This window comes from Arthrobacter sp. P1_H7 (assembly GCF_056405215.1).
In genome coordinates, this window is sequence record NZ_JBFUCO010000014.1 from 42,382 (window position 1) to 68,909 (window position 26,528).

A 26,528-nucleotide genomic window follows, 5' to 3' on the forward strand; every position below is an offset into this window, starting at 1 on the left:
ACTTCGGAGACCCAAGAAGAGACGGACATGGCCCGTCAACCGCATCCGGTCAGCGCAGGACCCATTGTCCAGCTGCCCACCGCCTTTGGCGATTTCGTGGCTCAGGCCTGGACCGACCTGGCCACCGGCGCGGAACACCTGGCGGTCAGTTCACCGATGGCCCCGGTTGACGGGCAGGCGCCGCTTGTCCGCCTCCATTCGGAATGCCTGACGGGCGATGTGTTTGGTTCCTACCGCTGTGACTGCGGCGAGCAGTTGGCCTATGCCCTCGAGCTGATCAACGAACTCGGCGGCACCCTGCTGTACCTGCGCGGCCAGGAGGGCCGCGGGATCGGCCTGGCGAACAAGATGAAGGCCTACGCGCTGCAGGAGGCCGGGTTTGACACCGTGGAGGCCAACGAGCAGCTCGGGCTGCCGGTCGACGCGCGCTGCTACAAGGCCGCGGCCCAGATCCTCGCGGAAATGGGTCTTCACGAGATCCGGCTGCTGAGCAACAACCCGGACAAGCAGGACCGGCTCGCGCAGGCAGGCGTCAAGGTAGTGGAGATGGTCCCCACGGAGGTCCCCTCCCGGGAGCAGAACATCCGCTACCTGCAGACGAAGAAGGACCGGATGGACCACCGCCTGGTCCTGGACGGTGAACCCGCTCCGGCGGTCGGCCTCTCCGGATTCGAGCACGACCAGGACTGACCGGCAGCAGCACAACCACCAGACACAACAGCAAGGAATACCCCATGAGCGGCCACGGCGCCCCCCAGATCGACCTCAGCACCTTCAAGCCCGAGGAAACCTCACGGCTCAAACTGGCCATTGTGGCCGCGAGCTGGCACACCCAGATCATGGACGGCCTCCTCGACGGCGCCCTGCGCGCCGCGAAGGACGCCGGCATCAATGAGCCGACCGTCCTGCGTGTGCCGGGCACATTTGAGCTCCCGGTCGCGGCCGCCCGGCTGGCACCGCACTTCGACGCCGTCGTGGCGCTCGGCGTCGTCATCCGGGGCGGTACTCCGCACTTCGAATATGTCTGCGAGGCGGCCACCCTGGGCCTGACCGAGGTCAGCGTCCGCACCGGCGTCCCCGTGGGCTTCGGCGTGCTGACGTGCGACACCGAACAGCAGGGGATCGACCGGGCCGGCTTGCCCGGATCCACCGAGGACAAGGGGCACGAGGCCGTTACCGCTGCCCTGGCCACGGCAGTGACGCTCAAGCAGTTCGGCTGAGCCGCCACGCTGCAGCTTTTGCCGGCGCGGGCTCCACCCTGGCCGCCCGCGCCGGCTGTATTGACTGTGATGGCTGTGCTGGATATGTATTGCCTCACACCTTCGCCGTCATGCAACGCCGCGGCGGGCGTTCCCGTGCCGGAAGCAAGTAGGCTTGGGGGCGTGAAGAATTTCGAGTCGCTGTTCGCAGAACTGAGTGAAAAGGCAGCCGTCCGCCCGGAGGGCTCCCGCACCGTCGCCGAACTGGATTCCGGAGTCCATGGCATCGGCAAGAAGGTCGTGGAGGAAGCAGCCGAGGTTTGGATGGCTGCCGAGTATGAATCCGATGAGGCCGCCGCCGAGGAAATTTCCCAGCTGCTGTACCACCTGCAGGTTCTGATGCTCGCCAAAGGACTCACCCTGGAAGACGTCTACAAGCATCTGTAGCCGCGCCCGCACCGGACACCGCCATGACCTAGCTGGCGGATCCCGTGCACTGCGTGGCCGATGTGCCCCAACAGAGACTTCCAACCCAAGAGAGACTTTTTCCCATGCTTAGAGTTGCCGTCCCGAATAAGGGATCCCTGTCCGAAGCCGCCTCGGCCATGCTTGCCGAGGCCGGCTACCGCCAGCGCCGCGACACCCGCGAGCTCGTCATGGTGGACCCGGACAACGACATTGAGTTTTTCTTCCTGCGCCCGCGCGACATTGCCGTGTATGTCGGCCAGGGAACGCTCGACGTCGGCATCACCGGCCGCGACCTCCTGCTCGACGCCGAGGTCGAGGCCGAGGAGCTGCTGCCGCTGGGCTTCGCCGCATCCACCTTCCGCTTCGCCGGCCCGGTGGGCGATTTCACCACGATCGACCAGCTTGAGGGCAAGCGCCTCGCCACGAGCTACGACGGGCTGCTGCGCGGCTACCTGGCCGAGCGCGGCATCAAGGCCAAGGTGGTCCGCCTCGACGGTGCCGTGGAATCCTCCGTCCGCCTCGGCGTCGCGGACGCGATTGCCGACGTCGTCGAGACCGGCACCACGCTCAAAGCCGCCGGCATGGAAATCTTCGGCGAGCCGATCCTGAATTCCGAGTCGGTGCTGATCGGCCGCAAGGGCGAGCAGAACCCGGCAACGGAAGTGCTGATCCGCCGGCTCCAGGGCGTCCTGGTGGCCCGGCAGTACGTGATGATGGACTACGACATCCGCAAGGAGCTCGTGGAGCAAGCCGCCGGGCTCACCCCGGGCCTGGAGTCGCCCACCGTGTCGCCGCTGCGCGATTCGGACTGGGTGGCCGTCCGCTCGATGGTGCCCAAGCGGGAAACCAACCGGATCATGGACGAGCTGTACGACCTCGGCGCCCGCGCCATCCTGGTCAGCAGCATCCACGCCTGCCGCATCTAGGCGCCACACCCGCCGAGTTCCACCAGCAATTCCCCTCCGTCAATAAACCTCCGTCAATACCTAGGAGAAGTCATGACTGTTGCCGTGCGCGTCATCCCGTGCCTCGACGTCGATGCCGGCCGCGTGGTCAAGGGCATCAACTTTGAGGGCCTCCGCGACGCCGGGGACCCGGTGGAACTGGCGCACCGGTACGACAACAGCGGCGCCGATGAGCTGACGTTCCTTGACGTCACGGCGTCCTCCGGCAACCGGGAGACCACGTTCGACGTCGTCCGCCGCACCGCCGAGGAAGTCTTCATCCCGCTGACGGTCGGCGGCGGCGTCCGCGGCGTGGCCGAGGTGGACAAGCTCCTGCGCTGCGGCGCGGACAAGGCCGCCATCAACACCGCAGCCGTGGCCCGGCCGGACGTGATCGACGAGATCACCCGGCACTTTGGTTCCCAGGTCCTGGTGCTCTCCCTCGACGCGAGGCGCACCCGTCCGGGCTCGCAGCCCACGCCGTCAGGCTTCGAGGTCACTACGCACGGCGGACGGCAGGGGACCGGAATCGACGCGATCGCCTGGGCACGGGAAGCGGCCGACCGCGGAGTGGGTGAAATCCTGCTGAACTCGATCGACGCCGACGGCACCAAGGACGGCTTCGATCTGGAACTCATCCGCCTGGCGCGGGCGGGGGTCAAGGTCCCGCTCATCGCCTCCGGCGGCGCCGGCAAGCCGGAGCATTTCCCGCCGGCCGTGGCAGCAGGCGCCGACGCCGTCCTCGCGGCCTCGGTCTTCCACTTCGGCCCGCTGGACATGATTGCGCAGGTCAAGGCCGCGATCCGGGACGCAGGCTTCGAAGTCCGCTAGTCCCCACCCGCCCCCTCAAAACCAACGCGGGGTCACTTGGCGCCCGTCCCGAAGGGGATTATGGGCGGTAAGTGACCCCGCGTTGCTTTATTTGCGTTGGTGGGAGTTAGAGGCCGACTTCGGCGGACTGCAGGAGCGCGACGGCGTCCGGCTGGCCTTCGAAGGTCACGAGGGCGTGGCGGGTGCGGCCGTGGGCGTGCATGAGCAGCTCGCCCGGTTCGCCGACGATGGCCACGGACACGGGGGCGCGTTTGGCGACGTGCCGCGGACCCGAGGGGCTCACCAGCACAATGCCCAGGTCCACGCCGCGGTACAGGATCGCGGCGCGCTTGACGAGCTCAGCCCACAGCGCGTCCGAGTAGGCCTGGTCCAGTGCCCGCGGGGCCCAGCGGTCCACGGCGCGGCGGACGTCCTCGGTGTGCACGAAGTACTCGATCAGGTTGGAGCTTTCGTCCAGGGCCTTGATCCGCAGCGGGGACAGCGCCGGGGGACCGGAACGGAAGTCGTTGACCAGTTTGGCGTAGTCCTCGGTGGTCTTCAGCGTGCCCGCCAGTTCGGCCGTCGCCTGGTCCGAGGCCTTGGACAGGCGCTTGATCAGCAGGCCCAGTCCGACGGCGATTTTCCGCTCGCGCAGGTACAAGTGCGCGGCAAGATCGCGGGTGAGCCAACCTGTGCAGAGCGTGGCGGCATCAGGGCCGGCCGCCAGCAGGGTTTCGGCCAGGACTTCTCGGGACGGTTCGACGAAATGCATCACTTGTGAAACTAGCACGAGACGGCCGTGCGTGGGCACAGGAATCGCCGCCGCAACCGCGCCCGCCGGCGCCATCCGGTGCCGGACCGCGGCGGGCGGCCCGATTGGCGACCCAGTGTTAAGCGGCGGGACCTGCCCGCAGGCCGGTGACCGGCCCGAAGGCACTAGACTTGATCTGATGTCTGAGCAGCCCGCCTCCGCCCCCAGCCCCATCAACGGCAGCCCCATCAGCGGCAGCGCCGTCGATGGCAGCCCCGTCAGCGGCAGCCCCCTTCCGGCCGGACTGGCGGACGCCCTCAAACGCGACAGCGCCGGCCTGGTGGCCGCCATCGTCCAGCAATTCGACACCCACGAGGTGCTGATGCTGGGCTGGATGGACGACGAGGCGCTGCACCGCACCCTGACCAGCGGACGCGTGACGTTCTATTCGCGCTCCCGCCAGGAATACTGGCGCAAAGGAGACACCTCCGGGCACGTGCAATGGGTCAAGTCGCTCGCCATGGACTGCGACGGCGATGCACTGCTGGTCCGGGTCGACCAGGTCGGCGCGGCGTGCCACACCGGAACCCGGACCTGCTTCGACGGCCGCGAGCTCGACGCCGTCGTCGGCCACGGAGGCTAGGCGCCCCCGGCAAACAGGCAGAGCGCCCCGGCGCTTCCACAGCTTCACGAACCGGACCCCACGCAGGATCCCTCGACCGGATCCGGTGACAGGTCCACCTAAAGAACAGGCGGAAAGCACAGCCATGCAGGACCTTGGAATCATCAGCCCCGGCCTCGAAGAGTTCCGCGAACTCGCAGGCCACAGCCGAGTCATCCCCGTCCGGCTCAAGGTGCTGGCTGACGCCGAAACCCCGATCGGGCTCTACCGCAAGCTCGCTCACGGCCAGCCCGGAACGTTCCTGATGGAATCGGCGGCCGTCGGAGGCGCCTGGTCCCGCTACTCCTTCATCGGCTCCCGCTCCCGCGCCACACTGACCACCAAGGACGGCAGCGCGCACTGGCTGGGCGAGCCCCCTGTCGGTGTGCCCCTGGACGGCAACCCCGTGGACGCCATCCGCGACACCGTCGCCGCGCTGCGCACCGAGCGCTTCGACGGCCTCCCGCCGTTCACCTCCGGCCTGGTCGGGTTCCTGGGCTGGGAAACCGTCCGGCACTGGGAGAAACTGACCAGCCCGCCGGAGGACGACCTCCAACTGCCGGAAATGGCCCTCAACCTGGTCACGGACATGGCGGTCCACGACAACATGGACGGCACCGTCCTGCTGATCGCCAACGCCATCAACTTCGACAACAGCACCGAACGGGTCGACGATGCCTGGCATGACGCCGTCGCCCGCGTCAAAGCCCTGCTCGAAAAAATCAGCCGCCCCGTGGAGCAGCCCGTCTCCGTGCTGGCAACGGCCGCCCTCGATTTCGCGTCGAGCGTGCAGGAACGCTGGGACGAAACCGAGTACCTGGCCGCCCTGGACCGCGGCAAGGAGGCGATCGTGGACGGTGAGGTCTTTCAGGTGGTGATCTCCCGCCGCTTCGAAATGGAGTGCGGCGCCGACCCCCTCGACGTGTACCGGGTCCTGCGGAACACCAACCCGAGTCCCTACATGTACCTCTTCAGCTTCGAGGACGCCGCCGGCCGGGAATACACGATCGTCGGCTCCTCGCCGGAGGCCCTCGTCACCGTGACCGGGCACGAGGTCATCACCCACCCCATCGCCGGCTCACGCCCGCGCGGCAAGACGGTGGAGGCGGATAAGGCCCTGGCTGAGGAGCTGCTGGCGGACGAGAAGGAACGCGCCGAGCACCTGATGCTGGTCGACCTGTCCCGCAACGACCTCTCCAAGGTCTGCGTGGCAGGATCCGTCGACGTCACCCAATTCATGGAAGTGGAGCGCTTCAGCCACATCATGCACCTGGTATCTACCGTGGTTGGAGAACTCGCCCCGGCCGCCAAGGCCTACGACGTCCTCAAGGCCACGTTCCCGGCCGGCACCCTCTCCGGTGCCCCGAAGCCGCGGGCCCTGCGCCTGCTGGACGAACTTGAACCGCACCGGCGCGGCATCTACGGCGGCGTGGTGGGGTACCTGGACTTCGCTGGGGACATGGACATGGCGATCGCCATCCGGTCGGCCCTGCTCCGGGAAGGACGCGCGTACGTCCAGGCCGGCGGCGGGATCGTCGCAGATTCGGTGAACCCGACCGAGGCCCAGGAAACCGTGAACAAGGCCGCCGCCCCGCTGCGCGCCGTGCACACCGCCAGGTCGCTGCACAACATCAACGGTGACGCAGTCACCGACTCAGCGCCCGACGCCGGAGCGGAGTCCTGATGGGGGAGCCGGAAGCCTCCGCCACGAACACCGTGAAGAGCACTGTGATAAGCAACACGCGGGCCGCCGTCCCGGGCTGGGCCCGCAAGTCCACCCTGGTCCTGGTGATCGCTGCCCTGGCCCTTGCCGTGTTCGGGACCACCACCCAGACCTGGCTCACCGTGCACCTTGACCCCAAGCAGCTCGGCGCGGCCGTGGCCAGCCAGGACGGCCTGCAGGTCCAGGGCAGCAAGGCTGCCACCACTGTGACGGCCCTGGCGCTTGTGGCCCTCGCCGGCGGACTCGCGGCCTCCATCGCCGGCCGCGTGGCCCGCTGGGTCATCACGGCGATCATCCTCCTCGCGGCCGCGGGCATCGTCGCCGCGGCAGCCGTCGTGCTGGCGGACCCGCTGGCCGCGGCGCAGGGATCGATTGCGGCCGCCACCGGGATCAGCGGCAGCAGCGTGCAGGTGGACGTCACAGTGTTCCCCGTCCTCGCCGTCGTCGCCGGTGTCCTGCTGGGCCTCAGCGCCCTCGCGATCGTGCCGGCCGGCCGCTACTGGAAGAGCCGCACCAAATATGACGCGGCCTCCACCGCGGCCGCCGCCGGCGGGACTGCGGCTGCTGGTAATGCGCCGGCCGCCCCCGCGGACGAGATTGACAGCTGGGACCGGTTGTCCCGCGGTGACGACCCCACCTGAGCCGATGACGGGCGCGGCCAGCAGCGCGGCCCAGCAACGCGGCCAAATATCACCGCCAAAAAATGGCAGAATGTAAGCAGTATTCATCCTGAGGAGATTTCAATGAGCAAAGCCACTGTTTCCGCATCCACGTCCGCTGCACCGAAGGGCGTCTACGACGACGTCGATCACAGCGAAGCGCCGGGTCACGGCAACAGCCCGGCCGCGTGGACTTGCGTGATCGTGATGTTGATCGGCGCCCTCATTGCGTCCATCGCCTTCGTCATCGCCAACACCCCGATCTTTGTTGCGGGTGCGGCGGTCATGGTGGCCGGCCTGCTCGCCGGCTGGGCCATGCGCAAGGCCGGCTACGGCGTCGGCGGCAGCAAGCTGAAGAACTCCGGCCACTGAGCGTGAGCGTTCTCGACGACATCAATGCCGGTGTCAGGGAGGATATGCAGGCGCGCCAGCGTCTGGTCACGCTCGCGGAGCTGAAGGAGCGCGCCCCCCCCGCCCGTGATGCCTGGGCCGCCCTCGGCGGGACCTCAAGCACCCGGGACCAGCTCAAGGTGATTGCCGAGGTCAAGCGCCGCAGCCCGTCCAAGGGCCGCCTCGCGGACATCGCGGATCCCGCGTCCCTCGCCGCGCAGTACGCCGACGGCGGCGCCGCCGTGATCAGCGTCCTGACCGAGGAGCGCCGCTTCGGCGGCTCCCTGGCCGATCTCGACGCCGTCCGGGCCGCAGTGGACATTCCGCTGCTGCGCAAGGACTTCATGGTTGACGAGTACCAGATCTGGGAGGCCCGGGCACACGGTGCCGACCTGATCCTGCTGATCGTGGCCTCGCTCTCGGACGCCCAGCTGCGTGAGTTTACGGCCCTCAGCCGCGAGCTTGGCATGAACGTGCTGGTCGAGACCCATACGGCCGAGGAAATCGAGCGCGCAGTAGCCGCGGAGGCCCGGATCATCGGCGTCAACGTGCGCAACCTCAAGACGCTCGACGTCGACCGTTCCGTGTTCGCGGAGCTGGCCGGCGGCATTCCCGCCGGTGCGCTCGTGGTCGCCGAATCCGGTGTGCGCGACGTCGAGGACGTCAAGCACTACGCGGCCCGCGGCGCCAACGCGGTCCTGGTCGGCGAGGCGCTGGTCAGTGACGCGACGCCCCGCGAGCGGATCGCCGAATTCATGGCTGCCGGCGCGACGGCAATCGCCGCCCGCGCCTGAGGCCGGCCGGTCCTGGCGCCTCCGTCCGGACCGTGAGCGGTACCGGGCCCGCAATTTTGCCCGGACCAATGAGCGGATCTCATCTGCAGATCCCCAACGCTAGCAGTGGAACAGGATGGTGAGACTGATGGTCGATGCGCCAGCAGCCGGCTCTGACGAAAGTGCCGTGGACGCGTTCCTGCAGGGCGGCCGCCCGGAGGAGCATCCCGCGCAGGGCGAACCGTCCCTGCGCCACGCCCCGGGGCCCTACTTCGGGAACTACGGCGGCCGGTGGATGCCGGAGTCGCTCATCGCAGCCCTGGACGAGCTCGAGGACACCTTCGAGAAGGCCAAGGCCGACCCCGAGTTCACGGCCCAGATCGCCGAGCTGAACAAGAACTACTCGGGCCGGCCCTCCCTGCTGACCGAGGCCAAGCGCTTCGCCGAGCACGCCGGCGGGGTGCGGATCTTCCTCAAGCGCGAAGACCTCAACCACACCGGCTCGCACAAGATCAACAACGTCCTGGGCCAGGCGCTGCTGGCCAAGCGGATGGGCAAGACCCGCGTCATCGCGGAAACCGGCGCCGGCCAGCACGGTGTTGCCAGCGCCACGGCGGCAGCCCTGCTCGGACTCGAATGCGTGGTCTACATGGGTGCCGAGGACTGCCGCAGGCAGTCCCTCAACGTGGCCCGGATGGAGCTCCTCGGCGCCACCGTCATCCCGGTGACCAACGGCTCCCAGACGCTCAAGGACGCCATCAACGAGGCCCTGCGCGACTGGGTGGCGAACGTGGGCAACACGCACTACCTGCTGGGCACCGCCGCCGGAGCGCACCCGTTCCCGGCGATGGTCCGCTACTTCCACGAAGTGATCGGCGAGGAAGCCCGCGCCCAGATCCTGGAGCAGACGGGCCGGCTGCCGGATGCCGTCTGTGCCTGCATCGGCGGCGGCTCCAACGCGATCGGCATCTTCCACGGTTTCCTCGATGACCCGTCGGTCAAGATCTACGGTTTCGAGGCCGGCGGCGAGGGCGTCGAAACCGGACGCCACGCGGCCACCATCACCCTCGGCAAGCCCGGTGTGCTGCACGGCGCGCGTTCCTACCTCATGCAGGACGACGACGGCCAGACCATCGAGTCGCACTCCATCTCCGCGGGCCTGGACTACCCCGGCGTCGGCCCCGAGCACTCTTACCTCGCCGACATTGGCCGGGTCAGCTACGAGCCCATCACGGACAGCGAAGCCATGGAGGCCTTCCGCCTCCTGTGCCGCACAGAGGGCATCATCCCCGCCATCGAATCCGCTCACGCCCTCGCCGGCGCCATCAAGGTGGGGCAGCGGCTCGCCGCAGAGGGCGAAGCCTCGGAGAAGATCGTGATGGTGAACCTCTCCGGCCGCGGCGACAAGGATGTGGCCACCGCCGCGGAATGGTTCGACCTGCTGGACAAGGACTCACCTGAAGCCGAAATCGCCAAAGAGGGGGAACAGCTGTGAGCACCAGCCAGGACGTCAACCAGCGCGCCGCGCAGCACGCCAGCAAGTCGGCCGCGGCCATTGACCGCGCCCATGCCAAGGGCCGGGCGGCCCTGATCGGCTACCTGCCCGCCGGTTACCCGAGCGTTAAAGAGACCATTGCAGCCGGCATCGCGCTGGCCGAGAACGGCGCCGACCTCATCGAGATCGGCATCCCGTACTCGGACCCGGTCATGGACGGCCAGGTCATCCAGGCGGCCACGACGGAGGCCCTCGCGAAGGGCTTTCACGTCCGGGAGGTCTTCGACGTCGTCCGCGGCATCACGAGCAAGACCGATGCCGCCGTGCTGGTCATGACCTACTGGAACCCCGTGGTCCGGATGGGCGTGGATGAGTTCTCCCGCCGCCTGGCCGAGGCCGGGGGAGCCGGGCTCATCACGCCCGACCTCATCCCGGACGAGGCCGCCGAATGGATGGCGGCCTCGGACAAGTACGGACTGGACCGGGTGTTCCTCGTGGCTCCCTCGTCCTCGCCGGAACGCATGAAGCGCACGGTCGATGCGAGCCGCGGCTTCGTGTACGCCGTTTCCATCATGGGCGTCACCGGCGCCCGGACCTCGGTCAGCTCCGCGGCCAGGGACGTCGTCGCCGCCGCGCACGCCGCGGGGGCCGAACGCGTCTGCGTGGGCCTCGGCGTCTCCAACGCCGGCCAGGTCCGCGAGATCGCCGAGTACGCCGACGGCGTGATTGTCGGCACCGCCCTCGTCGCGGCCATCCGGGACGGCGGCGTGGATGCGGTAGCCTCCTTGACGAAAGACCTCAGCACCGGCCTTACCAAGGAAGAAGCGTAAGCAATGCAGTCAGTCCTCCACGCGGCGGCGATGATTCCCGCGAGCATTCCGAGCCCTAGCTGGTCCGGGTTCGACATCCCGCTGCCGTGGGGGTCCCTGCGCATCCACGCCTACGCCCTGTGCATCCTCGCGGGCATTATTGCCGGCCTGTGGCTGACCTCGGTCCGCTGGGCACGCCGTGGCGCCCCAGAGGGCAGTGTCTGGGACATCGCCATCTGGGCCATCCCGTTCGGCATTATCGGCGGACGGCTCTACCACGTGTTCTCCTCTCCGGATGCCTACTTCGGCCCGGGATTCGACGGCACAGGGGACCTGTCCCTGATTCCGCAGATCCAGCGCGGCGGACTGGGCATCTGGGGCGCCGTGGTGCTCGGCGCCGTGGGCGCCTGGATCGGGTGCCGGCGCGCCGGGGTGAAGCTGAGCGCCTTCATGGACGCCGCGGCCCCCGGGCTGCTGCTGGCCCAGGCGATCGGCCGGTGGGGCAACTACTTCAACCAGGAGCTCTTCGGCGGCCCCACCACGCTTCCGTGGGGGCTGCAGATCGATCCCAACAACCCGAACTTCCCCGCCGGCATGCCGGCAGAGACACTCTTCCACCCGACGTTCCTCTACGAGTCGCTGTGGAACCTGGCCGGCGTGCTGATCCTGCTGGCCCTGGACCGCAAATTCAGCTTCCGCCGCGGCCGCCTCTTCTGCGTCTACGCCATGTACTACACCCTGGGCCGCGTCTGGATCGAGGCCATGCGGATCGACGACGCCGAACAGATCACCCTCTTCGGGCTCACCACCAGGCTCAATGTCTGGACCAGCATCATCGTGTTCGCAGGGGCCCTGCTCGCCTTCATCCTCCTCGGACTGCGCAAGCGCACCGAGCCGGACACTCCGTTCCTCCCGGGCCGCGCACCGGTGGAGGCAACGCCGGTGGAGACGAGGCCGGCTGAGGAAAAGGCGGCAGTGTCAAAGCCGGACGCTGACGCCACCGACGACGACCGCGCCACCGTTCCCGCAGACGCGGCAACTATCCGCCATTCGGACGCTGCTGTCTCAGATAGTGAATCCCGTGCTAATCTCCGGAATAACCAAAGCGGACCAGTTCGCGCATCCGAGGATGCGGGCAAGGACTCCACGGGCGGCACCGCGCCCGCCAACGGAGCTCCGGCAGCCGGAGTTTCCGGCCGCCAGGGAACTGGAACCGCGCCGGAGGCTGAGGGCACCAAGTAGCTCAGCGCCGGCACTTCGGGTTGACCGGAGCCACCGCTCACCGGACCCGACTCCACAGCGTCGTGGCAAGAGGGCTTGGTGTGGACAGCAGATCGAAGCTGTCCATGCAAGCCCGGGCCAGCACCCTGCGTAACTGTTAGTACAGGAGGCCGGGCTGGCCTACAATTCCAGTTAGAAAACACTCTGTTGCGCCCGTCACACACCGGCGTGCCGAGTGGGGCCAATGTTGTCCCTCCCATACGCACGATCAGGAGGAAGGACGTCTCCAATGACCCAAACTCTTCACAGCCCCAGCTGGTCCGATCCGGACCAGCCCTCGGCTGCCACGTCACCCTTCAGCCGCTTCGCGGCGATTCCGGCCGCTGCCGGACTCTACAACCCGGAGAACGAGAAGGACGCCTGCGGCCTGGCCATTATCGCCACGCTCCGCGGTGAGCCTGGCTACGACATCGTCGACGCCGCCCTGACCGCCCTGCGCAACCTGGAGCACCGCGGTGCCGTGGGCGCCGATGAAGGTACCGGCGACGGCGCCGGCCTCCTGATGCAGGTGCCGGACGAATTCTTCCGCGCAGTCACGGACTTCGAACTCCCGGCCCCCGGCCAGTACATTGTGGGAACCGCGTTCCTGCCCGCCGAGCAGCGCGAATCCGACGCCGCCCGTTCCGGCATCGAAGGCCTCGCCGCGGACGAGGGCCTGACCGTCCTGGGCTGGCGCGAAGTCCCGATCGTGGCCGACCTGGTCGGGGCCATGGCCCGGGCCTGCATGCCGTACTTCTCGCAGCCCTTCTTCGCCTCCAGCACCGGGGAAACCCTCGAGCGCAACGAGCTCGATTCCCGTGCCTGGCGGATCCGCAAGCGCGCCCAGAACAAGTTCGGCGTGTACTTCCCGTCGCTCTCCTCCCGGACCATCGTCTACAAGGGCATGCTCACCACCGCGCAGCTCGAGCCGTTCTACCCGGACCTGTCGGACAAGCGCTTCAAGACCAAGCTCGCGATCGTCCACTCGCGCTTCTCCACCAACACGTTCCCGTCCTGGCCGCTGGCCCAGCCGTTCCGCACCATCGCGCACAACGGCGAGATCAACACCGTCAAGGGCAACCGCAACTGGATGCGGGCCCGGCAGTCCCAGCTCTCCAGCCCGCTGCTGGGGGACTCACCCGAAGAGCTGTTCCCGATCTGCACCCCGGGCGCCTCGGACTCGGCCTCCTTCGACGAGGTCGCCGAACTGCTCTGGCTCTCCGGCCGGCCCATCACGCACTCGATCATGATGATGATCCCGGAGGCATGGGAAAACCACGCCACCATGGATCCGGCCCGCCGCGCCTTCTACGAATACCACTCGATGCTCATGGAGCCGTGGGACGGCCCGGCGGCCGTCTCCTTCACGGACGGCAACCTGGTCGGTGCCACGCTGGACCGCAACGGGCTGCGCCCGGGCCGGTACTGGATCACCGAGGACGGCCTGATCATCTTCGCCTCCGAAGTCGGCGTGATCGACGTCGAACCCTCAAAGGTGGTCAAGAAGGGCCGCGTCTCGCCGGGCAAGATGTTCCTGGTGGACACGGAAGCCGGCCGGATCATTGACGACGCCGAGGTCAAGGCCGAGGTCGCCGCCGCGAACCCCTGGGCCGAATGGGTCAAGGACAACCTGATCGACCTCAAGAACCTGCCCGAACGCGAGCACGTCGTGCACACCGCCGCGTCGGTCAACATCCGCCAGCGGACCTTCGGCTACACCACCGAAGAACTGAAAATCCTGCTCGGCCCGATGGCCCGCACCGGCGCCGAACCGCTCGGTGCCATGGGCTCGGACACCCCGGTGGCCGTGCTGTCCAAGCGCCCGCGGCTGCTCTTCGACTACTTCGTGCAGTCCTTCGCGCAGGTCACCAACCCGCCCCTGGACGCCATCCGTGAAGAGCTTGTCACGTCCCTGACGTGCGCAATCGGCCCGAACGGCAACTTGCTGGACACCAAGCAGGTCCGGCAGCCGCAGGTCTCGCTGCCGTTCCCCGTGATCAACAACGACCAGCTCGCCAAGATCGCGAACATTGAAAGCGCCGACGGCGGCAAGGTCGCCATGAAGGTCCGCGGACTCTACCGCCCCGAAGGCGGCGAGAACTCCCTCCGGGCCCGGCTCACCGAAATCTGCGAGCAGGTCTCCGGCGCCATCAACCGCGGCGTCCAGTACGTGGTGCTCTCGGACCGCGACTCGAACGCCCAGTGGGCCCCGATCCCGTCCCTGCTGCTGGTCAGCGCCGTCCACCACCACCTGCTGCGCAGCGCCAACCGCACCAAGACCGCGCTCGTGGTGGAGGCCGGCGACGTCCGCGAGACCCACCACGTCGCGGTGCTCATCGGCTACGGCGCCTCCGCCGTGAACCCGTACCTGGCCATGGAATCCGTGGAGCAGCTCATCGCCTCCGGCGACGTCGTGGGGGTCACCCCGCAGGACGGCGTCTACAACCTGATCAAGGGCCTCGGCAAGGGCGTCCTGAAGATCATGTCCAAGATGGGCATCTCCACCGTCGCCTCCTACACCGGTGCCCAGACCTTCGAAGCGCTCGGCCTCGGCCAGGACCTCGTGGACGAGTACTTCTCCGGCACGCACTCCCAGCTCGGCGGCGTCGGCCTCGACGTCATTGCCGCCGAAGTCCTGGCACGGCACCGGATGGCCTACCCCGAGAACGGCATCGAACTGCCGCACCAGCCCCTGCTCGGCGGCGGCGAATACCAGTGGCGCCGTGACGGCGAACCCCACCTGTTCAACCCCGAGACCGTCTTCCGGCTCCAGCACGCCACGCGTGAACGCCGCTACGACATCTTCAAGGCCTACACCCGCGGCGTTGACGACCAGTCCGAGAACCTCATGACCTTGCGCGGTCTGCTGAAGTTCAAGGCCGGTTCGCGTCCCGCGGTGCCGCTCGAGGAAGTTGAACCGGTTTCCAGCATCGTCAAGCGGTTCTCCACCGGCGCCATGAGCTACGGCTCCATCTCCAAGGAAGCCCACGAGACCCTGGCGATCGCCATGAACCGGCTGGGCGGCAAGTCCAACACCGGTGAAGGCGGCGAGGACGTGGACCGGCTGCTCGATCCCACCCGCCGTTCCGCGGTGAAGCAGATCGCCTCCGGCCGCTTCGGCGTCACCAGCCTGTACCTGTCCAACGCGGACGACATCCAGATCAAGATGGCCCAGGGTGCCAAGCCCGGCGAAGGCGGCCAGCTGATGGCGCAGAAGGTCTACCCCTGGGTGGCCCGCACGCGGCACTCGACCCCCGGCGTCGGCCTCATTTCGCCGCCCCCGCACCACGACATCTACTCCATCGAGGACCTCGCGCAGCTGATCTACGACGCCAAGCGCGCCAACCCCTCGGCCCGGGTGCACGTCAAGCTCGTCTCCGAGGTCGGGATCGGCACCGTGGCGGCCGGCGTCACCAAGGCCAAGGCCGACGTCGTGCTCGTTTCCGGGCACGACGGCGGTACCGGCGCCTCGCCGCTGAACTCGCTCAAGCACGCCGGTGTCCCGTGGGAACTCGGCCTCGCCGAGACGCAGCAGACGCTCATGCTCAACGGCCTGCGCGACCGTGTGGTGGTGCAGGTCGATGGCCAGCTCAAGACCGGCCGGGACGTCGTGATCGCCGCGCTGCTCGGCGGCGAGGAGTTTGGTTTCGCCACCGCCCCGCTGGTGGTCTCCGGCTGCATCATGATGCGCGTCTGCCACCTGGACACCTGCCCGGTGGGCGTCGCTACCCAGAACCCCGAGCTGCGCTCCCGGTTCAACGGCAAGCCCGAGTTCGTGGTGAACTTCTTCGAATTCCTTGCCGAGGAAGTCCGCGAAATCCTCGCCGAGCTGGGTTTCCGCAGCATCGAGGAGGCGATCGGCCACGCCGAGATGCTCGACTCCCGCGACGCGATCAACCACTGGAAGGCCGAAGGGCTGGACCTGGATCCGATCCTGCACGGGCTCGAGTTCGACAACGACGCGCCGCTGCGCAACCTCACCGGCCAGAACCACGAACTCGACAAGCACTTCGACCAGCGCCTGATCGCCATGGCGGCCGAGGCGCTGAGCGACCGCACGCCGGTGAAGATCTCCGTGAACGTCATCAACACGGACCGCTCCGTCGGTACCATGCTCGGGCACGTCGTGACGAAGACCTTCAGCACCGACGTCCTGGCCACGGACACCATTGACATCACGCTCAATGGCACCGCCGGCCAGTCACTCGGGGCGTTCCTGCCGGCCGGCATCACGCTGCGCATGTTCGGCGACTCCAACGACTACGTCGGCAAGGGACTTTCCGGCGGCCGCATCATCGTCCGGCCGGACCGCACCAACGTGTTCCCGGCCGAGCGCAACGTGATCGCCGGCAACGTCATCGGCTACGGCGCCACGAGCGGTGAGCTGTTCCTCCGCGGCCAGGTGGGCGAACGCTTCCTGGTCCGCAACTCCGGCGCCACCGCGGTGGTCGAAGGCATCGGCGACCACGGCTGCGAGTACATGACCGGCGGCCAGACGCTCATCATCGGCCGCACCGGACGCAACTTCGGCGCCGGCATGTCCGGGGGCACGGCCTACGTGCTGGACCTGCAGACCGAGCGCGTCAACAAGCAGGCCCTCGAGTCAGGCGAGCTGCAGCTGCGCGAGCTCGACGCCGAGGACCGCGACATCGTCCACGGGCTGCTCGTCAAGCACCTCGAGGAAACCGAGTCGCTGCTCGCGGCGCGGCTCCTCGAGAACTTCGATGACACCGCAGCCCGCATAACCAAGGTGCTGCCGCGCGACTACGCGGCCGTCCTGCAAACCCGTCTTGACGCCATCGAAGAGGGCCTGGACCCCGACGGTGAAGAAGTTTGGTCTCGAATCCTGGAGGTGACCGGTGGCTGATCCACGCGGATTTCTGAAAGTACGTCAGCGTGAAACCCAGCCGCGCCGTCCCGTTCCGGTCCGCATTATGGACTGGAAAGAGGTCTACGAGGCCCAGGAAAAGGGTGTCCTGAAGGCCCAGGCCGGCCGCTGCATGGACTGCGGCGTCCCGTTCTGCCACCAGGGCTGCCCGCTGGGCAACCTCATTCCGGAATGGAACGACCTCGTCTGGCGGGACAAGGGCGAGGAAGCGATGGAGCGGCTGCACGCCACCAACAACTTCCCCGAGTTCACCGGCCGGCTGTGCCCCGCCCCCTGCGAGGCGTCCTGCGTGCTGGGCATCAACCAGCCCGCCGTGACCATCAAGCAGGTCGAGGTATCGATCGTGGACCAGGCCTTCGAGAACGGCTGGGTCAACCCGCTGCCGCCGGCACGCCTGACCGGCAAGACGGTCGCCGTCGTCGGTTCCGGCCCGGCCGGGCTCGCCGTTGCCCAGCAGCTGACCAGGGTGGGCCACACAGTGGCCGTGTACGAGCGCGACGACAAGATCGGCGGCCTCCTGCGCTACGGGATCCCCGACTTCAAGATGGAAAAAGAGCAGGTGGACCGCCGGCTGGAGCAGATGAAGGCCGAAGGCACCCGGTTCCGCACCGGGGTGGCCGTCGGCACCGACGTGACGTGGGAGCAGCTGCGCCGCCGGTACGACGCCGTCGTCATCGCCACCGGGGCCACCGTCCCGCGTGACCTGCCGATCCCGGGCCGCGACCTCGACGGCGTCCACTACGCCATGGACTACCTCGTGCCGGCCAACCGGGTGGTGGCGGGGGAGACCGTGGAGAACCAGATCAACGCCGCGGGCAAGCACGTCGTCATCCTCGGCGGCGGCGACACCGGCGCCGACTGCCTCGGCACCGCGCACCGGCACCAGGCCGCGTCCGTGACCACCCTGGCGATCGGCAAGCAGCCGCCCATCGAGCGGGCCGGCCACCAGCCGTGGCCGACGTTCCCCACCCTGTTCGAGGTCGCCAGCGCGCACGAGGAAGGCGGCGAACGCACCTACCTCGCCTCCACCGTGGAGTTCGTCGGGGAAAACGGCAAACTCACCGGCGTCAAGGTTGCGGAGACGGAATTCGTCGACGGCAAGCGCCTTCCGAAGGCCGGCACCGAGCGGATCATTCCGGCGGACCTCGTCTTCCTGTCCCTGGGCTTCACCGGCGCCGAGCCGGCCGGGATCACGGACCAGGTCCAGGCCGACTTTGACGGCCGCGGCAACGTGGCACGCGACGGTTACTACATGACCAACACTGAAGGCATCTTCGTCGCGGGCGACGCCGGCCGCGGCCAGTCGCTCATCGTTTGGGCCATCGCCGAAGGGCGCGCCTGCGCGGCCGCAGTGGACAAGTTCCTGATGGGCAGCACCATTCTGCCGGCACCCGTGGCGCCGACCGACCGTGCGATGGCTGTTCTGTAGTCCCACAGGACCTCAGGGATTCATCCGCACTTCAACTTAATCCATGCAACACACCAGTAGGGTAGGTATATGAGACGCGCTAAAATCGTGGCCACTTTCGGACCGGCAATCGCAAGCTTTGACAACACGCTGGCCGTGCTGGAAGCCGGCGTTGACGTGGCACGCATGAACATGAGCCACGGCGATTACTCCGTGCATGACAACACCTACGAGAACGTCCGCAAGGCTGCGGGACAGCTCGGCAAGGCCGTGGCCATCATGGCCGACCTGCAGGGGCCGAAGATCCGCCTCGGACGTTTCGTCGACGGTCCTCACCTCCTGGAGGTCGGCGACACGTTCACGATCACCACCGAGGACGTTCCCGGCACCAAGGACATCTGCTCCACGACCCTCAAGAGCCTGACCGAGGACGTCAACCCGGGTGATGCCCTGCTGATCGACGACGGCAAGGTCGCCCTCCGCGCGATCGACGTCGACGACGTCAAGGTGGTCGCCCAGGTGATTGTTGGCGGCTGGGTCTCCAACAACAAGGGCATCAACCTGCCCGGCGTTGCTGTCAACGTGCCGGCGCTGAGCGAAAAGGACGAGGACGATCTGCGCTGGGCCATGCGCCGCGGCGTGGACATGGTTGCACTGTCCTTCGTGCGGGACGCCTCGGACATCGTCCGCGTGCACGAGATCATGGACGAGGAAGGCCGCCGCGTGCCGGTCATCGCCAAGATCGAGAAGCCGCAGGCCGTGGAGCAGCTCCCCGAGATCATTGACGCCTTCGACGCCATCATGGTGGCCCGTGGCGACCTTGGTGTGGAACTTCCCCTCGAGGAAGTGCCGATCGTGCAGAAGCGCGCCATCGAACTGGCACGCCGCTGGGCCAAGCCGGTCATCGTGGCCACCCAGGTCCTCGAGTCCATGATCGACAACCCGCGCCCCACCCGCGCCGAGGCCTCCGACTGCGCCAACGCGGTGCTCGACGGCGCCGACGCGGTCATGCTCTCCGGCGAGACCAGCGTGGGCAAGTACCCGATCGAGACCGTCAAGGTCATGGCCCGGATCATTGAGTCCACCGAGGTCCACGGCCTCGAGCGCGTCCCCCCGCTCGGCACCAAGCCCAAGACCCGCGGCGGCGCCATCACCCGCGCCGCCGTCGAGATCGCCGACCAGCTGGAAGCGAAGTACATCTGTACCTTCACCCAGTCCGGTGACTCGGCACGCCGCCTGTCGCGCTTGCGTCCCATCAGGCCGGTCTTCGCCTTCACCCCGGTGGAGCACGTCTGGAACCAGCTCGCACTGACGTGGGGCATCCAGCCGGTCCTGGTTCCGATGGTGGGCCACACCGATGAGATGACGGCCCAGGTTGACCGCAGCCTGCTGGAGCTGGACGTCGTCGAGGACGGTGACCTGGTGGTCATCGCCGCCGGTTCGCCTCCCGGAAAGGCCGGTTCGACGAACCTGCTGAAGGTCCACAAGGTGGGCGACCTCGCCGACTTCGGCAGCCAGGGCGAAGCAACAGTGACCAAGGACAAGCTCGGCCCGTGGCCGGAAAAGAAGAAGAAGAACCGGGTCCAGGCCTAGTTCTGAAAGCTTGAACGCTTGAGAGGAAAAAGGGAGGATCCCCGCCGGTTGGCGGGGATCCTCCCTTTTTGGTGTTTGGTGCTTGGCGTGCGCGGCTTCCGGCCGCGGAGCGCGGCCGGCGCCGTTGGCCGCTAGTTGACCTGGTTGATGATGGTTTCGGCGACCTCGCGCATGCTGAGGCGGCGGTCCATCGAGGTCTTCTGGATCCAGCGGAAGGCTTCCGGTTCCGTCAGGCCCATCTTGGTGGTCAGGAGGCTCTTGGCGCGCTCCACGAGCTTGCGGGTGGCGAACTGCTCCTGCAAGTCGGTGACCTCGCTCTCGAGGGCCTTGATTTCCTCGTGGCGGGACAGCGCGATCTCCAAAGCCGGGATGAGGTCCGCCGGGGTGAACGGCTTGACCACATACGCCATGGCACCGGCGTCGCGGGCGCGCTCCACGAGTTCTTTCTGGCTGAACGCGGTGAGCAGGACCACGGGGGCGATCCGGGCCTTGACGATCTTTTCGGCGGCCGAGATGCCGTCCATGACCGGCATCTTTACGTCCATCAGGACCAGGTCGGGCTTGAGCTCCTCGGCGAGCTGCACGGCCTTTTCGCCGTTGTCTGCCTCGCCGACGACGTCGTAGCCTTCGCCCCGCAGGATTTCGATGATGTCCAGGCGGATGAGGGTCTCATCCTCGGCGACGACAACGCGGCGCGCCGGCTGGGAAGTGGGGGTTGACTCCGTCTGTTCTGACACGGGAACTCCTTGGAAAGGTACGGCGGGAACTCAACCATCATAGGTTTTGTCCGCCAATGTACTTGGACCGGTTTGGTTCGATGCGGCGTCACTGGCGCGATTCTGGAATTCAGCCTATCTGCATGTAGAGTAATTTCGCGCACTGGAAGCGATCGCGTTGCTCACAGCACTGTGGCAGGCTGATTGTTACACCGGTGTACTCCGCGCCCGAGTGGCGGAATTGGCAGACGCGCCGCACTCAAAATGCGGTATCGAAAGGTGTGTGGGTTCGAGTCCCACCTCGGGCACAGCATTCCCCCTCGTCAGAGGGGGTTTTTGCTTTAACGTGTGTACATTGACCCTGCGTGGGTCCCTCTGACGCTTGCCGCGGCCTGTTGCCTGGCGCCGCGGTGGCCTATGAAGTTATGAGGGTGGCGGGATCAGGGCCCTGGCTGGTGGGCCCTCCGCCTGCTGGGATCTGGGGTCATTCAGTGCTCCTTTCTGGCTTGTTTTGGTGGCCGTGGTTGGTCTTGTACCTATTCATGTCGCGCGGTCCTGCTGACCACATGACCTGCAGGGATTTCTTGAAGATTTTTTCTCCGGACTCCTTGTTTACCGGCGGCGTGGGGGAGATTTGGCCGCCTCGACCTCCCACAACGGAAGATCCGGGGACGCCGGGGCATAAGGGTGCCACAGGCGTGCGCGGTCCCGCCGGATCAGGCCCATCTGCGCCGAACCCTGCGTCATCGGACCAGAACCCCGTGGCGGGAGCACTCCGCGCTCCAGCCCGTCGGTGTGACCTGGACCTTCATCCGCCGCCCGCAGGCGACGCAATAACGCGGGGGTTCCAGTACCAGGAGTTCCCGGCAGGGAAGGTGAGGGTCCGACGGCGGCCGGGAGCCGCCGTCGTCCGGCTCGCCGCAGTGGCCGCAAAAGTTAGGGGTGGAGTCGGTGGTTGAGCTCGCTGCATCGCCGGTGGCTGAGCTCGTCGAAGCCCGGTTCATAGTGTCTTCTGGAGTTCCTTGATGGGCATGTTCAGCTCGACCAGCAGGTTCAGGTCAGCGTCCGCGGGACGGCCCAAGGTGGTGAGGTAGTTGCCGACGATGACGGCGTTGATGCCGCCCATGAGGCCTTCGCGGGTGCCGAGGTCCCCGAGGGTCAGTTCCCGGCCGCCGGCGTAGCGCAGCACGGTGCGGGGCATCGCCAGGCGGAACGCGGCGATCGCCCGGAGGGCGTCCTTGCCGTCCATGATGCCCTGGTTTTCCAGCGGTGTCCCGGGCCGGGGGTTCAGGAAGTTCAGCGGGACCTCATGCGGTTCCAGGGCTGCCAGCTGGGCGGCGAGTTCTGCGCGCTGCTCGATGGATTCGCCCATACCAATGAGGGCGCCGCAGCACAGTTCCATACCGGCGGCCTTGACCATGTTGCAGGTCTCAAGCCGTTCTTCGTAGCTGTGGGTGGTGACTACCTCGGGGAAGTAGCTGCGTGCGGTTTCGAGGTTGTGGTTGTAGCGGTGCACGCCCCATTCTTTGAGCTGGTCGACCTGGCGCTGGGTGAGCATGCCCAGCGAGCAGGCGATGTTGATCTCCACTTCTTCGTTGATGCGGTCGATCGCGAATTTGATCTGGTTCATCAGTTTGATGTCGGGTCCGCGGACCGCCGCCACGATGCAGAACTCGGTGGCTCCGGTGGCGGCCGTTTCCTTGGCCGCCTTGACCAGTTCCGGGATGTCCAGCCACACGCCGCGTACGGGGGAGTCGAACAGGCCGGACTGGCTGCAGAAGTGGCAGTCCTCGGGACAGCCGCCGGTCTTGATGGAGACGATGCCCTCAACCTCCACGTCCTCGCCGCAATGCCTGAGCCTGACCTCATGGGCCAGCTGCAGCGCCGCCGGAAGGGCAACATCGGGCAGCCGCAAAACCTCCACCAGCTGCTCCTGCGTCAGCCCGCGTCCTTCCTCGAGGACCTGCCGGCGGGCGGTTTCGAGAATCTCATACCCGGTGGTCGCCGGATCTTCCTGCATCGTCATTGATCGTCCTTTGCGCTGATTAGCTGCGGATATTCCTCCAAGCAGACGCTAGTTTTCCAATGGCGGCAGGATTTTGTCGGGTGTCTACAAGCAGGCGGCTGCCGGATTGGTCCCGATCGTACATTTCATAAGTCGGCGTGCACCCGTGGGTTTGTTCCGACCCCAGACAGCTTGAGGAGCTCTTGCGCTTCATTCGTGACGGTGACACCCTGGGCGTGCACAGCATGGACCGGCTCGCCCGGAACCTGGACGACCTGCGGTCCCTGGTGCAGAAGCTCACTCGTAAGGGTGTCAGGATCGAGTTTCTCAAGGAAGACCTGACTTTCGCCCCTGGCAAACCTGATGCTTTCGGCGTCGTGGAGCCTTCGCCGAATTGGAACGTGCCCACAGCTACCGGGCCGGGATCCTGCGGGATTTCGTCGTGTCGAGTAGCTTCAGCTTCAATGAGTACATGCCGCCCGTCTGGTCTTTGCGCCCAAGCCTTCCCTCTGACGCTTCATGGATTGCCGAGCTCCGCGCTCAAGTCATGCGTCCCGATCTCGAGCGGCTCGGACGCTGGGATCCGGTGCACGTCAGAGAGCGCTTCGTCACGGGTTTTCACCCAGCGCACACGTTTGTTATCGAAGTTGAGGCCTCCGCGGTGGGTGTCATTGCTGTCCGCCCCGAATCGGATGAGAAATGGATTGAACACTTCTATTTAGCTCCGGAGTACCAAGGGCAGGGTCTGGGGGGCGCTGTGCTGCGCCATGTATTGATGGCGCAGCACGATCATCGGCCTTTCCGGCTAAATGTCCTCCAAGGCAGCCCGGCGAGACGTCTCTACGAACGCAACGGATTCGTCCACGAGCACGAGGATTCGATCGATGTCTTCCTCGTCGCCGAAACGGACCAGAAGTTTGTACCCAGGACAACCTGTTCCCTCTGAACGTTCGCCAAAGGCGACAGTAGCTGCGAGGCTCCCGGGTCCTGCTGGTAATCGTAAATCGCGACTTGGATGGCCGACTTGGAAGAAGGGGCGGACGGCCTTTGGCCGCGGTTCGACCTCATAGAAGTCGTGCAGTAGGGCGCGGCAATCCGTCAACGAGTAGCAAACAGGTGCTCGGCGACTCGACCGAACGCGAGAACGAAAAATTCCGGAAGCCAGCCATCGAAGCGGTGATGGACCGCGCCTCGCTAAACGCCAGCTCGAAGGCATGTTCTTGACCGGGGCTGACAGGCAAAAGCGCGTGTTCGGTAATCACCGGGCGAGTCTCCGACACAGGAACCCCAGGCGCGCCCGCCCGTGCTCCGCAGGATTCCGAAACGGAACGGGAAGTCGGTATTTCTGCTGCGCTTCACCCGCCAACGAAGTTAACGGTCACGCTAGCATTTGTAGGGGACTTGGCTCGGCGGGGAGCGGCCCAACGGCGGCGTGGGGGACCGTCTTACAGCGCGCTGCGGTCTTGTTTCGCGCGGGCGCGGTGTTTGCGGACGTTCTCACGGTTTGCGCAGCGTACGGAGCAGTAGCGCTGGCGACCGTTGCGGGTGACGTCCACCACGACTGCCCTGCAGGGATCACCTGATGACATCCCGGCGGCGCACCGGCTGAGCCTATGAGCGCCGCGAGTGCTCAGGTGCAGTGCAGTTCCGACACTGATCACGGCGAGCAGTACCTGTGGAAGAGCCTGGTCGAGGTCGCGGTAGTGAAGATGCCATCCTTCACCGTCGTGATCGGTGAGGCGCGGATAGGCGGCGGCAGCAGCCATCTGGGCGTTCAACAGATCGGCCCTGTTCCGTGGATCGCGTTCATCGACGACTGAGAGCCACGCGTCAAGGACGGTGCGGGTTTGCTCATGATCGTCTCCGGCGGAGAGCCTGTAGTCCATCGTCATACCGAACTCCCGAGTCCGCTGCACGAGGCCGTCCCTATCGGCTGGCCAATCGTTGGCCAACGAGGCGGCAAGGAGTACCGCGTACTCACCGTAAGGGTTGAGATGCATAAGGCTATTACATCATTGTTGGAGTCATGATGAATTTTCCTGGGGCTGCCGATTCGCAGACGCGATATATGTATCAAGCGGGCAGGACGGTGCGCGCGTGATCGCGGCCACGGACCTCGGATCGGGGGTTTCGATGGCCGCGGCAAGCGGGATGGCTCTAACGGCACTGGGCATGGTGCTCACGCCGGGTCCGAACATGGTCTACCTGGTTTCGCGCAGTGTGAGTCAAGGGCCAGTGGCGGGAATGATTTCTCTCGCAGGTACCTGTAGTGGCTTCCTCGTCTACATGACGATGGCGAACCTCGGGCTCGCGATGGTGTTCGTAGCGGTGCCGTGGCTCTACGCCGGAATGAAAGCCGCGGGAGTCCTCTACCTGGCCTACCTCGCGTGGCAGGCACTCAAGCCCGGCGGTCGCGGCGTCTTCGACGTTCGCGCCCTCTCTCGCGATCCCGCACGCAAGCTCTTCCGCATGGGCCTCCTCACGAACCTTCTGAACCCAAAAACAGCCGTGATGTACCTTGCGCTCATTCCGCAGTTCATCGATACGGGCCGTGGAGGAACAACTGTCCAGGGCTTTTCCCTCGGAGCGATCCAGATCGCGGTGAGCATACTCGTGAACGCACTGATCGTCCTCGGTGCCGGGTCGATCTCTGCATTCCTCTCCGGCCGGCCGAACTGGACGAAGTGGCAGCGGCGCGTCACCGGTTCGGCGCTCGGCCTGGTAGCGGTCCTCCTCGCGCGGGAAGTACCAGAAAAAGCACGCATATAGCGATTCTGAGGATGAGAGTTCGCCGGGCCCGCGTGCCCACACCGCCCCGGCGCGGCCAGCCTAAGCGTGCGCCGCCTATGGGGCTGCAGCCCTAGCCATCCGGACATTCGACCGGAGAATCCCAGCATGACTGACCGCTGCGCCCCCCCCATAAAATCATGCAGCATCCGAAGGTACTGTCGGCTGGCTACGAATGCCTAACCTCCCTGTCCCTGAAAGCGTCCGCTCAGGATTCCCCAACCGCGACAGCAGCACCGCACTGCGGTATGGAGTCCCTACGCCTCAAGCGATTTCGACGGCTTCTCCGTGCACGATGATCCCGCCGAGCGGTGGAATATCAATGGTGAGTCTGCTCGGGCGGCCGACGTGGCTGCCTTGGTGCACCACGACGCGGCTTGGCGGTTCCACGAGGGAGAGCAGGCGGAGGTACCCGCCGAAAGCAGCGGCAGCCGAACCGGTCGCCGGATCTTCAGTGATGGCGCCCACCGGGAAGAGGTTGCGTGAGTCGAACTCGCCCGGCCCGGTCCTGTAGAGCGTTGTGACAGTACCAGCCCAGTTTTGGGCGTCCATCAGCGTGCGCATGGGATCAGGGTCGAACACGAATGAGTCAAAAGTCCTTCGATCAGCGAAGACGAGAATGGGGTGCCAGTTTCCGGCAAAAGCGATCATCGGAAGGTACTCGGGGTGCAGCTCGTCCCGGTCCACGCCGAGCAACCCGAGCAGGGTGCTCAGGACGCCGTCGGGGAACTCGGCCACTCGCGGCTCCACGCTCGTGAAGCTTGCCGTCACCGCTGCGACCTGGCCCGCAGTCTCGATAACGACGGGCCCCACCGGGGTCTCGAAAACAAAGGTCCCCGCGCCATCTCGCCCTGACAGCGCGACGGCCAAAGCAATTGTGGCATGGCCGCAAAACGGCACCTCGGCGATCGGGGAGAAGTACCGAACACGGTTCCGGCGGGGGTCTCCGTCAACCGTCGCCTCGGTGATAAAGACCGTTTCCGCATACCCGACGTCGGCCGCGATGGCCTGTATCCGGGCGTCGTCGAGGCGGGTTGCGTCCAGGACTACTCCCGCTGGATTTCCGCCGTCGGGGGTGGTGGTAAAGGCGGCATAACGAAGTACGTCGGGTGTCTGATTCATTGCTACATCCTCGGTGGGTTGTGAAGATACGGGCGTGGCGAAGACCAACAGGGCGAAGCGAAATGCG

General features: G+C 66.5%; 25 protein-coding genes, 1 tRNA gene and 1 pseudogene. 20 read left to right on the plus strand and 7 right to left on the minus strand.

All coding sequences use genetic code 11. The features are described 5' to 3' along the window. Positions 1-27: 27 nt before the first annotated feature. The 5 genes from ribA (at position 28) to hisF (ending at position 3,442) form a co-directional block, all read left to right on the plus strand. Complete coding sequence (gene ribA / locus AC1DXI_RS14805; RefSeq protein ID WP_476939287.1) at positions 28-690, plus strand: GTP cyclohydrolase II; 663 nt, start codon at positions 28-30, stop codon at positions 688-690. Positions 691-734: 44 nt separating this feature from the next. Continuing rightward, a complete protein-coding gene (ribH, locus tag AC1DXI_RS14810; protein ID WP_018772462.1) occupies positions 735-1,220 on the plus strand; it encodes a 6,7-dimethyl-8-ribityllumazine synthase in 486 nt (161 codons plus the stop codon). A gap of 162 nt (positions 1,221-1,382) precedes the next feature. Then, positions 1,383-1,646 carry a phosphoribosyl-ATP diphosphatase gene (locus tag AC1DXI_RS14815; RefSeq protein ID WP_018772463.1) on the plus strand — a complete coding sequence of 88 codons (264 nt, stop codon included), beginning with the start codon at positions 1,383-1,385 and terminating at the stop codon, positions 1,644-1,646. A gap of 104 nt (positions 1,647-1,750) precedes the next feature. Then, entirely contained in the window at positions 1,751-2,593 is an 843-nt protein-coding gene (gene hisG, locus AC1DXI_RS14820) for an ATP phosphoribosyltransferase (protein ID WP_026266261.1), read from the plus strand. Between the two features lie 72 nt (positions 2,594-2,665). Continuing rightward, positions 2,666-3,442 (plus strand): imidazole glycerol phosphate synthase subunit HisF, encoded by a 777-nt coding sequence (gene hisF / locus AC1DXI_RS14825; protein ID WP_026536975.1) that lies wholly within the window; start codon positions 2,666-2,668, stop codon positions 3,440-3,442. A gap of 106 nt (positions 3,443-3,548) precedes the next feature. On the opposite strand, the gene AC1DXI_RS14830 is transcribed toward hisF, so the two are convergent. Further along, the gene (locus AC1DXI_RS14830; RefSeq protein ID WP_026536974.1) at positions 3,549-4,193 is read right to left on the minus strand and encodes a TIGR03085 family metal-binding protein; all 645 of its coding nucleotides are present in this window, start codon (positions 4,191-4,193) and stop codon (positions 3,549-3,551) included. A 178-nt stretch (positions 4,194-4,371) separates the two neighbouring features. Here AC1DXI_RS14830 and hisI point away from each other — a divergent pair, with 178 nt between their 5' ends. From hisI to pyk, 11 genes are all read left to right on the plus strand, one after another. Further along, entirely contained in the window at positions 4,372-4,815 is a 444-nt protein-coding gene (gene hisI, locus AC1DXI_RS14835; protein ID WP_476939267.1) for a phosphoribosyl-AMP cyclohydrolase, read from the plus strand. A gap of 124 nt (positions 4,816-4,939) precedes the next feature. Next, positions 4,940-6,517 carry an anthranilate synthase component I gene (locus AC1DXI_RS14840; RefSeq protein ID WP_476939268.1) on the plus strand — a complete coding sequence of 526 codons (1,578 nt, stop codon included), beginning with the start codon at positions 4,940-4,942 and terminating at the stop codon, positions 6,515-6,517. Continuing rightward, positions 6,517-7,197 (plus strand): Trp biosynthesis-associated membrane protein, encoded by a 681-nt coding sequence (locus tag AC1DXI_RS14845; RefSeq protein WP_476939269.1) that lies wholly within the window; start codon positions 6,517-6,519, stop codon positions 7,195-7,197. The genes AC1DXI_RS14840 and AC1DXI_RS14845 overlap by 1 nt, the downstream gene beginning before the upstream one ends. A gap of 102 nt (positions 7,198-7,299) precedes the next feature. Beyond that, positions 7,300-7,587 carry an HGxxPAAW family protein gene (locus AC1DXI_RS14850; protein WP_476939270.1) on the plus strand — a complete coding sequence of 96 codons (288 nt, stop codon included), beginning with the start codon at positions 7,300-7,302 and terminating at the stop codon, positions 7,585-7,587. A gap of 2 nt (positions 7,588-7,589) precedes the next feature. After that, on the plus strand, positions 7,590-8,399 hold the full coding sequence (gene trpC / locus AC1DXI_RS14855) for an indole-3-glycerol phosphate synthase TrpC (protein WP_476939271.1): 810 nt from the start codon (positions 7,590-7,592) through the stop codon (positions 8,397-8,399). Positions 8,400-8,526: 127 nt separating this feature from the next. Beyond that, positions 8,527-9,873 (plus strand): tryptophan synthase subunit beta, encoded by a 1,347-nt coding sequence (gene trpB / locus AC1DXI_RS14860; RefSeq protein WP_476939272.1) that lies wholly within the window; start codon positions 8,527-8,529, stop codon positions 9,871-9,873. Further along, positions 9,870-10,703, plus strand: a complete 834-nt coding sequence (gene trpA, locus AC1DXI_RS14865) for a tryptophan synthase subunit alpha (protein ID WP_476939273.1) — start codon at positions 9,870-9,872, stop codon at positions 10,701-10,703. Before trpB ends, trpA begins: the two co-directional genes overlap by 4 nt. Positions 10,704-10,706: 3 nt before the next feature. Continuing rightward, positions 10,707-11,924: a prolipoprotein diacylglyceryl transferase gene (lgt, locus tag AC1DXI_RS14870; RefSeq protein WP_476939274.1), complete on the plus strand. Its 1,218-nt coding sequence runs from the start codon at positions 10,707-10,709 to the stop codon at positions 11,922-11,924. A gap of 268 nt (positions 11,925-12,192) precedes the next feature. Beyond that, on the plus strand, positions 12,193-16,809 hold the full coding sequence (gene gltB, locus AC1DXI_RS14875; protein ID WP_476939275.1) for a glutamate synthase large subunit: 4,617 nt from the start codon (positions 12,193-12,195) through the stop codon (positions 16,807-16,809). After that, positions 16,802-18,259, plus strand: coding sequence for a glutamate synthase subunit beta (locus AC1DXI_RS14880; protein WP_476939276.1), 1,458 nt, complete (start codon positions 16,802-16,804; stop codon positions 18,257-18,259). The genes gltB and AC1DXI_RS14880 overlap by 8 nt, the downstream gene beginning before the upstream one ends. 69 nt (positions 18,260-18,328) lie before the next feature. Next, positions 18,329-19,831 (plus strand): pyruvate kinase, encoded by a 1,503-nt coding sequence (gene pyk / locus AC1DXI_RS14885; RefSeq protein WP_476939277.1) that lies wholly within the window; start codon positions 18,329-18,331, stop codon positions 19,829-19,831. A 131-nt stretch (positions 19,832-19,962) separates the two neighbouring features. On the opposite strand, the gene AC1DXI_RS14890 is transcribed toward pyk, so the two are convergent. Then, positions 19,963-20,568, minus strand: a complete 606-nt coding sequence (locus AC1DXI_RS14890) for an ANTAR domain-containing response regulator (RefSeq protein WP_018772478.1) — start codon at positions 20,566-20,568, stop codon at positions 19,963-19,965. A 205-nt stretch (positions 20,569-20,773) separates the two neighbouring features. Here AC1DXI_RS14890 and AC1DXI_RS14895 point away from each other — a divergent pair. Then, a tRNA-Leu gene (locus AC1DXI_RS14895) sits at positions 20,774-20,855 on the plus strand. Between the two features lie 435 nt (positions 20,856-21,290). Here AC1DXI_RS14895 and bsaP read toward each other — a convergent pair. After that, positions 21,291-21,551 (minus strand): biotin synthase auxiliary protein BsaP, encoded by a 261-nt coding sequence (gene bsaP / locus AC1DXI_RS14900; RefSeq protein ID WP_476939278.1) that lies wholly within the window; start codon positions 21,549-21,551, stop codon positions 21,291-21,293. Continuing rightward, positions 21,548-22,573 carry a biotin synthase BioB gene (bioB, locus tag AC1DXI_RS14905; protein ID WP_243178495.1) on the minus strand — a complete coding sequence of 342 codons (1,026 nt, stop codon included), beginning with the start codon at positions 22,571-22,573 and terminating at the stop codon, positions 21,548-21,550. The genes bsaP and bioB overlap by 4 nt, the downstream gene beginning before the upstream one ends. A 167-nt stretch (positions 22,574-22,740) precedes the next feature. On the opposite strand from bioB, the pseudogene AC1DXI_RS14910 reads away from it, so the two are divergent. Both AC1DXI_RS14910 and AC1DXI_RS14915 read left to right on the plus strand, forming a co-directional pair. Continuing rightward, positions 22,741-22,958 (plus strand): annotated as a pseudogene (locus tag AC1DXI_RS14910) (recombinase family protein); the annotation flags it as partial. A gap of 66 nt (positions 22,959-23,024) precedes the next feature. Then, entirely contained in the window at positions 23,025-23,498 is a 474-nt protein-coding gene (locus AC1DXI_RS14915) for a GNAT family N-acetyltransferase (RefSeq protein ID WP_476939288.1), read from the plus strand. A 118-nt stretch (positions 23,499-23,616) separates the two neighbouring features. Here AC1DXI_RS14915 and AC1DXI_RS14920 read toward each other — a convergent pair whose 3' ends face one another. Both AC1DXI_RS14920 and AC1DXI_RS14925 read right to left on the minus strand, forming a co-directional pair. After that, a complete protein-coding gene (locus tag AC1DXI_RS14920) occupies positions 23,617-23,832 on the minus strand; it encodes an antibiotic biosynthesis monooxygenase family protein (RefSeq protein ID WP_476939279.1) in 216 nt (71 codons plus the stop codon). Between the two features lie 165 nt (positions 23,833-23,997). Further along, positions 23,998-24,552, minus strand: a complete 555-nt coding sequence (locus tag AC1DXI_RS14925) for a CGNR zinc finger domain-containing protein (RefSeq protein ID WP_476939280.1) — start codon at positions 24,550-24,552, stop codon at positions 23,998-24,000. A 97-nt stretch (positions 24,553-24,649) separates the two neighbouring features. Here AC1DXI_RS14925 and AC1DXI_RS14930 point away from each other — a divergent pair, with 97 nt between their 5' ends. Further along, positions 24,650-25,321 carry a LysE family translocator gene (locus tag AC1DXI_RS14930; RefSeq protein ID WP_476939281.1) on the plus strand — a complete coding sequence of 224 codons (672 nt, stop codon included), beginning with the start codon at positions 24,650-24,652 and terminating at the stop codon, positions 25,319-25,321. A 282-nt stretch (positions 25,322-25,603) separates the two neighbouring features. Here the strand turns inward: AC1DXI_RS14930 and AC1DXI_RS14935 are convergent, their stop codons facing one another. After that, the gene (locus AC1DXI_RS14935; protein WP_476939282.1) at positions 25,604-26,461 is read right to left on the minus strand and encodes a PhzF family phenazine biosynthesis protein; all 858 of its coding nucleotides are present in this window, start codon (positions 26,459-26,461) and stop codon (positions 25,604-25,606) included. Positions 26,462-26,528: the final 67 nt, after the last annotated feature.

What these genes read in the sequence shown, in the direction of transcription:
- ribA (WP_476939287.1), top strand. Translation starts at nt 28, where the DNA reads ATGGCCCGTCAACCGCATCCGGTCAGCGCAGGACCCATTGTCCAGCTG.
- ribH (WP_018772462.1), top strand. Translation starts at nt 735, where the DNA reads ATGAGCGGCCACGGCGCCCCCCAGATCGACCTCAGCACCTTCAAGCCC.
- hisG (WP_026266261.1), top strand. Translation starts at nt 1,751, where the DNA reads ATGCTTAGAGTTGCCGTCCCGAATAAGGGATCCCTGTCCGAAGCCGCC.
- hisF (WP_026536975.1), top strand. Translation starts at nt 2,666, where the DNA reads ATGACTGTTGCCGTGCGCGTCATCCCGTGCCTCGACGTCGATGCCGGC.
- AC1DXI_RS14830 (WP_026536974.1), bottom strand. Translation starts at nt 4,193, where the DNA reads ATGCATTTCGTCGAACCGTCCCGAGAAGTCCTGGCCGAAACCCTGCTG.
- hisI (WP_476939267.1), top strand. Translation starts at nt 4,372, where the DNA reads ATGTCTGAGCAGCCCGCCTCCGCCCCCAGCCCCATCAACGGCAGCCCC.
- AC1DXI_RS14840 (WP_476939268.1), top strand. Translation starts at nt 4,940, where the DNA reads ATGCAGGACCTTGGAATCATCAGCCCCGGCCTCGAAGAGTTCCGCGAA.
- AC1DXI_RS14845 (WP_476939269.1), top strand. Translation starts at nt 6,517, where the DNA reads ATGGGGGAGCCGGAAGCCTCCGCCACGAACACCGTGAAGAGCACTGTG.
- AC1DXI_RS14850 (WP_476939270.1), top strand. Translation starts at nt 7,300, where the DNA reads ATGAGCAAAGCCACTGTTTCCGCATCCACGTCCGCTGCACCGAAGGGC.
- trpB (WP_476939272.1), top strand. Translation starts at nt 8,527, where the DNA reads ATGGTCGATGCGCCAGCAGCCGGCTCTGACGAAAGTGCCGTGGACGCG.
- lgt (WP_476939274.1), top strand. Translation starts at nt 10,707, where the DNA reads ATGCAGTCAGTCCTCCACGCGGCGGCGATGATTCCCGCGAGCATTCCG.
- gltB (WP_476939275.1), top strand. Translation starts at nt 12,193, where the DNA reads ATGACCCAAACTCTTCACAGCCCCAGCTGGTCCGATCCGGACCAGCCC.
- pyk (WP_476939277.1), top strand. Translation starts at nt 18,329, where the DNA reads ATGAGACGCGCTAAAATCGTGGCCACTTTCGGACCGGCAATCGCAAGC.
- bsaP (WP_476939278.1), bottom strand. Translation starts at nt 21,551, where the DNA reads ATGAACCGGGCTTCGACGAGCTCAGCCACCGGCGATGCAGCGAGCTCA.
- bioB (WP_243178495.1), bottom strand. Translation starts at nt 22,573, where the DNA reads ATGACGATGCAGGAAGATCCGGCGACCACCGGGTATGAGATTCTCGAA.
- AC1DXI_RS14915 (WP_476939288.1), top strand. Translation starts at nt 23,025, where the DNA reads ATGCCGCCCGTCTGGTCTTTGCGCCCAAGCCTTCCCTCTGACGCTTCA.
- AC1DXI_RS14925 (WP_476939280.1), bottom strand. Translation starts at nt 24,552, where the DNA reads ATGCATCTCAACCCTTACGGTGAGTACGCGGTACTCCTTGCCGCCTCG.
- AC1DXI_RS14935 (WP_476939282.1), bottom strand. Translation starts at nt 26,461, where the DNA reads ATGAATCAGACACCCGACGTACTTCGTTATGCCGCCTTTACCACCACC.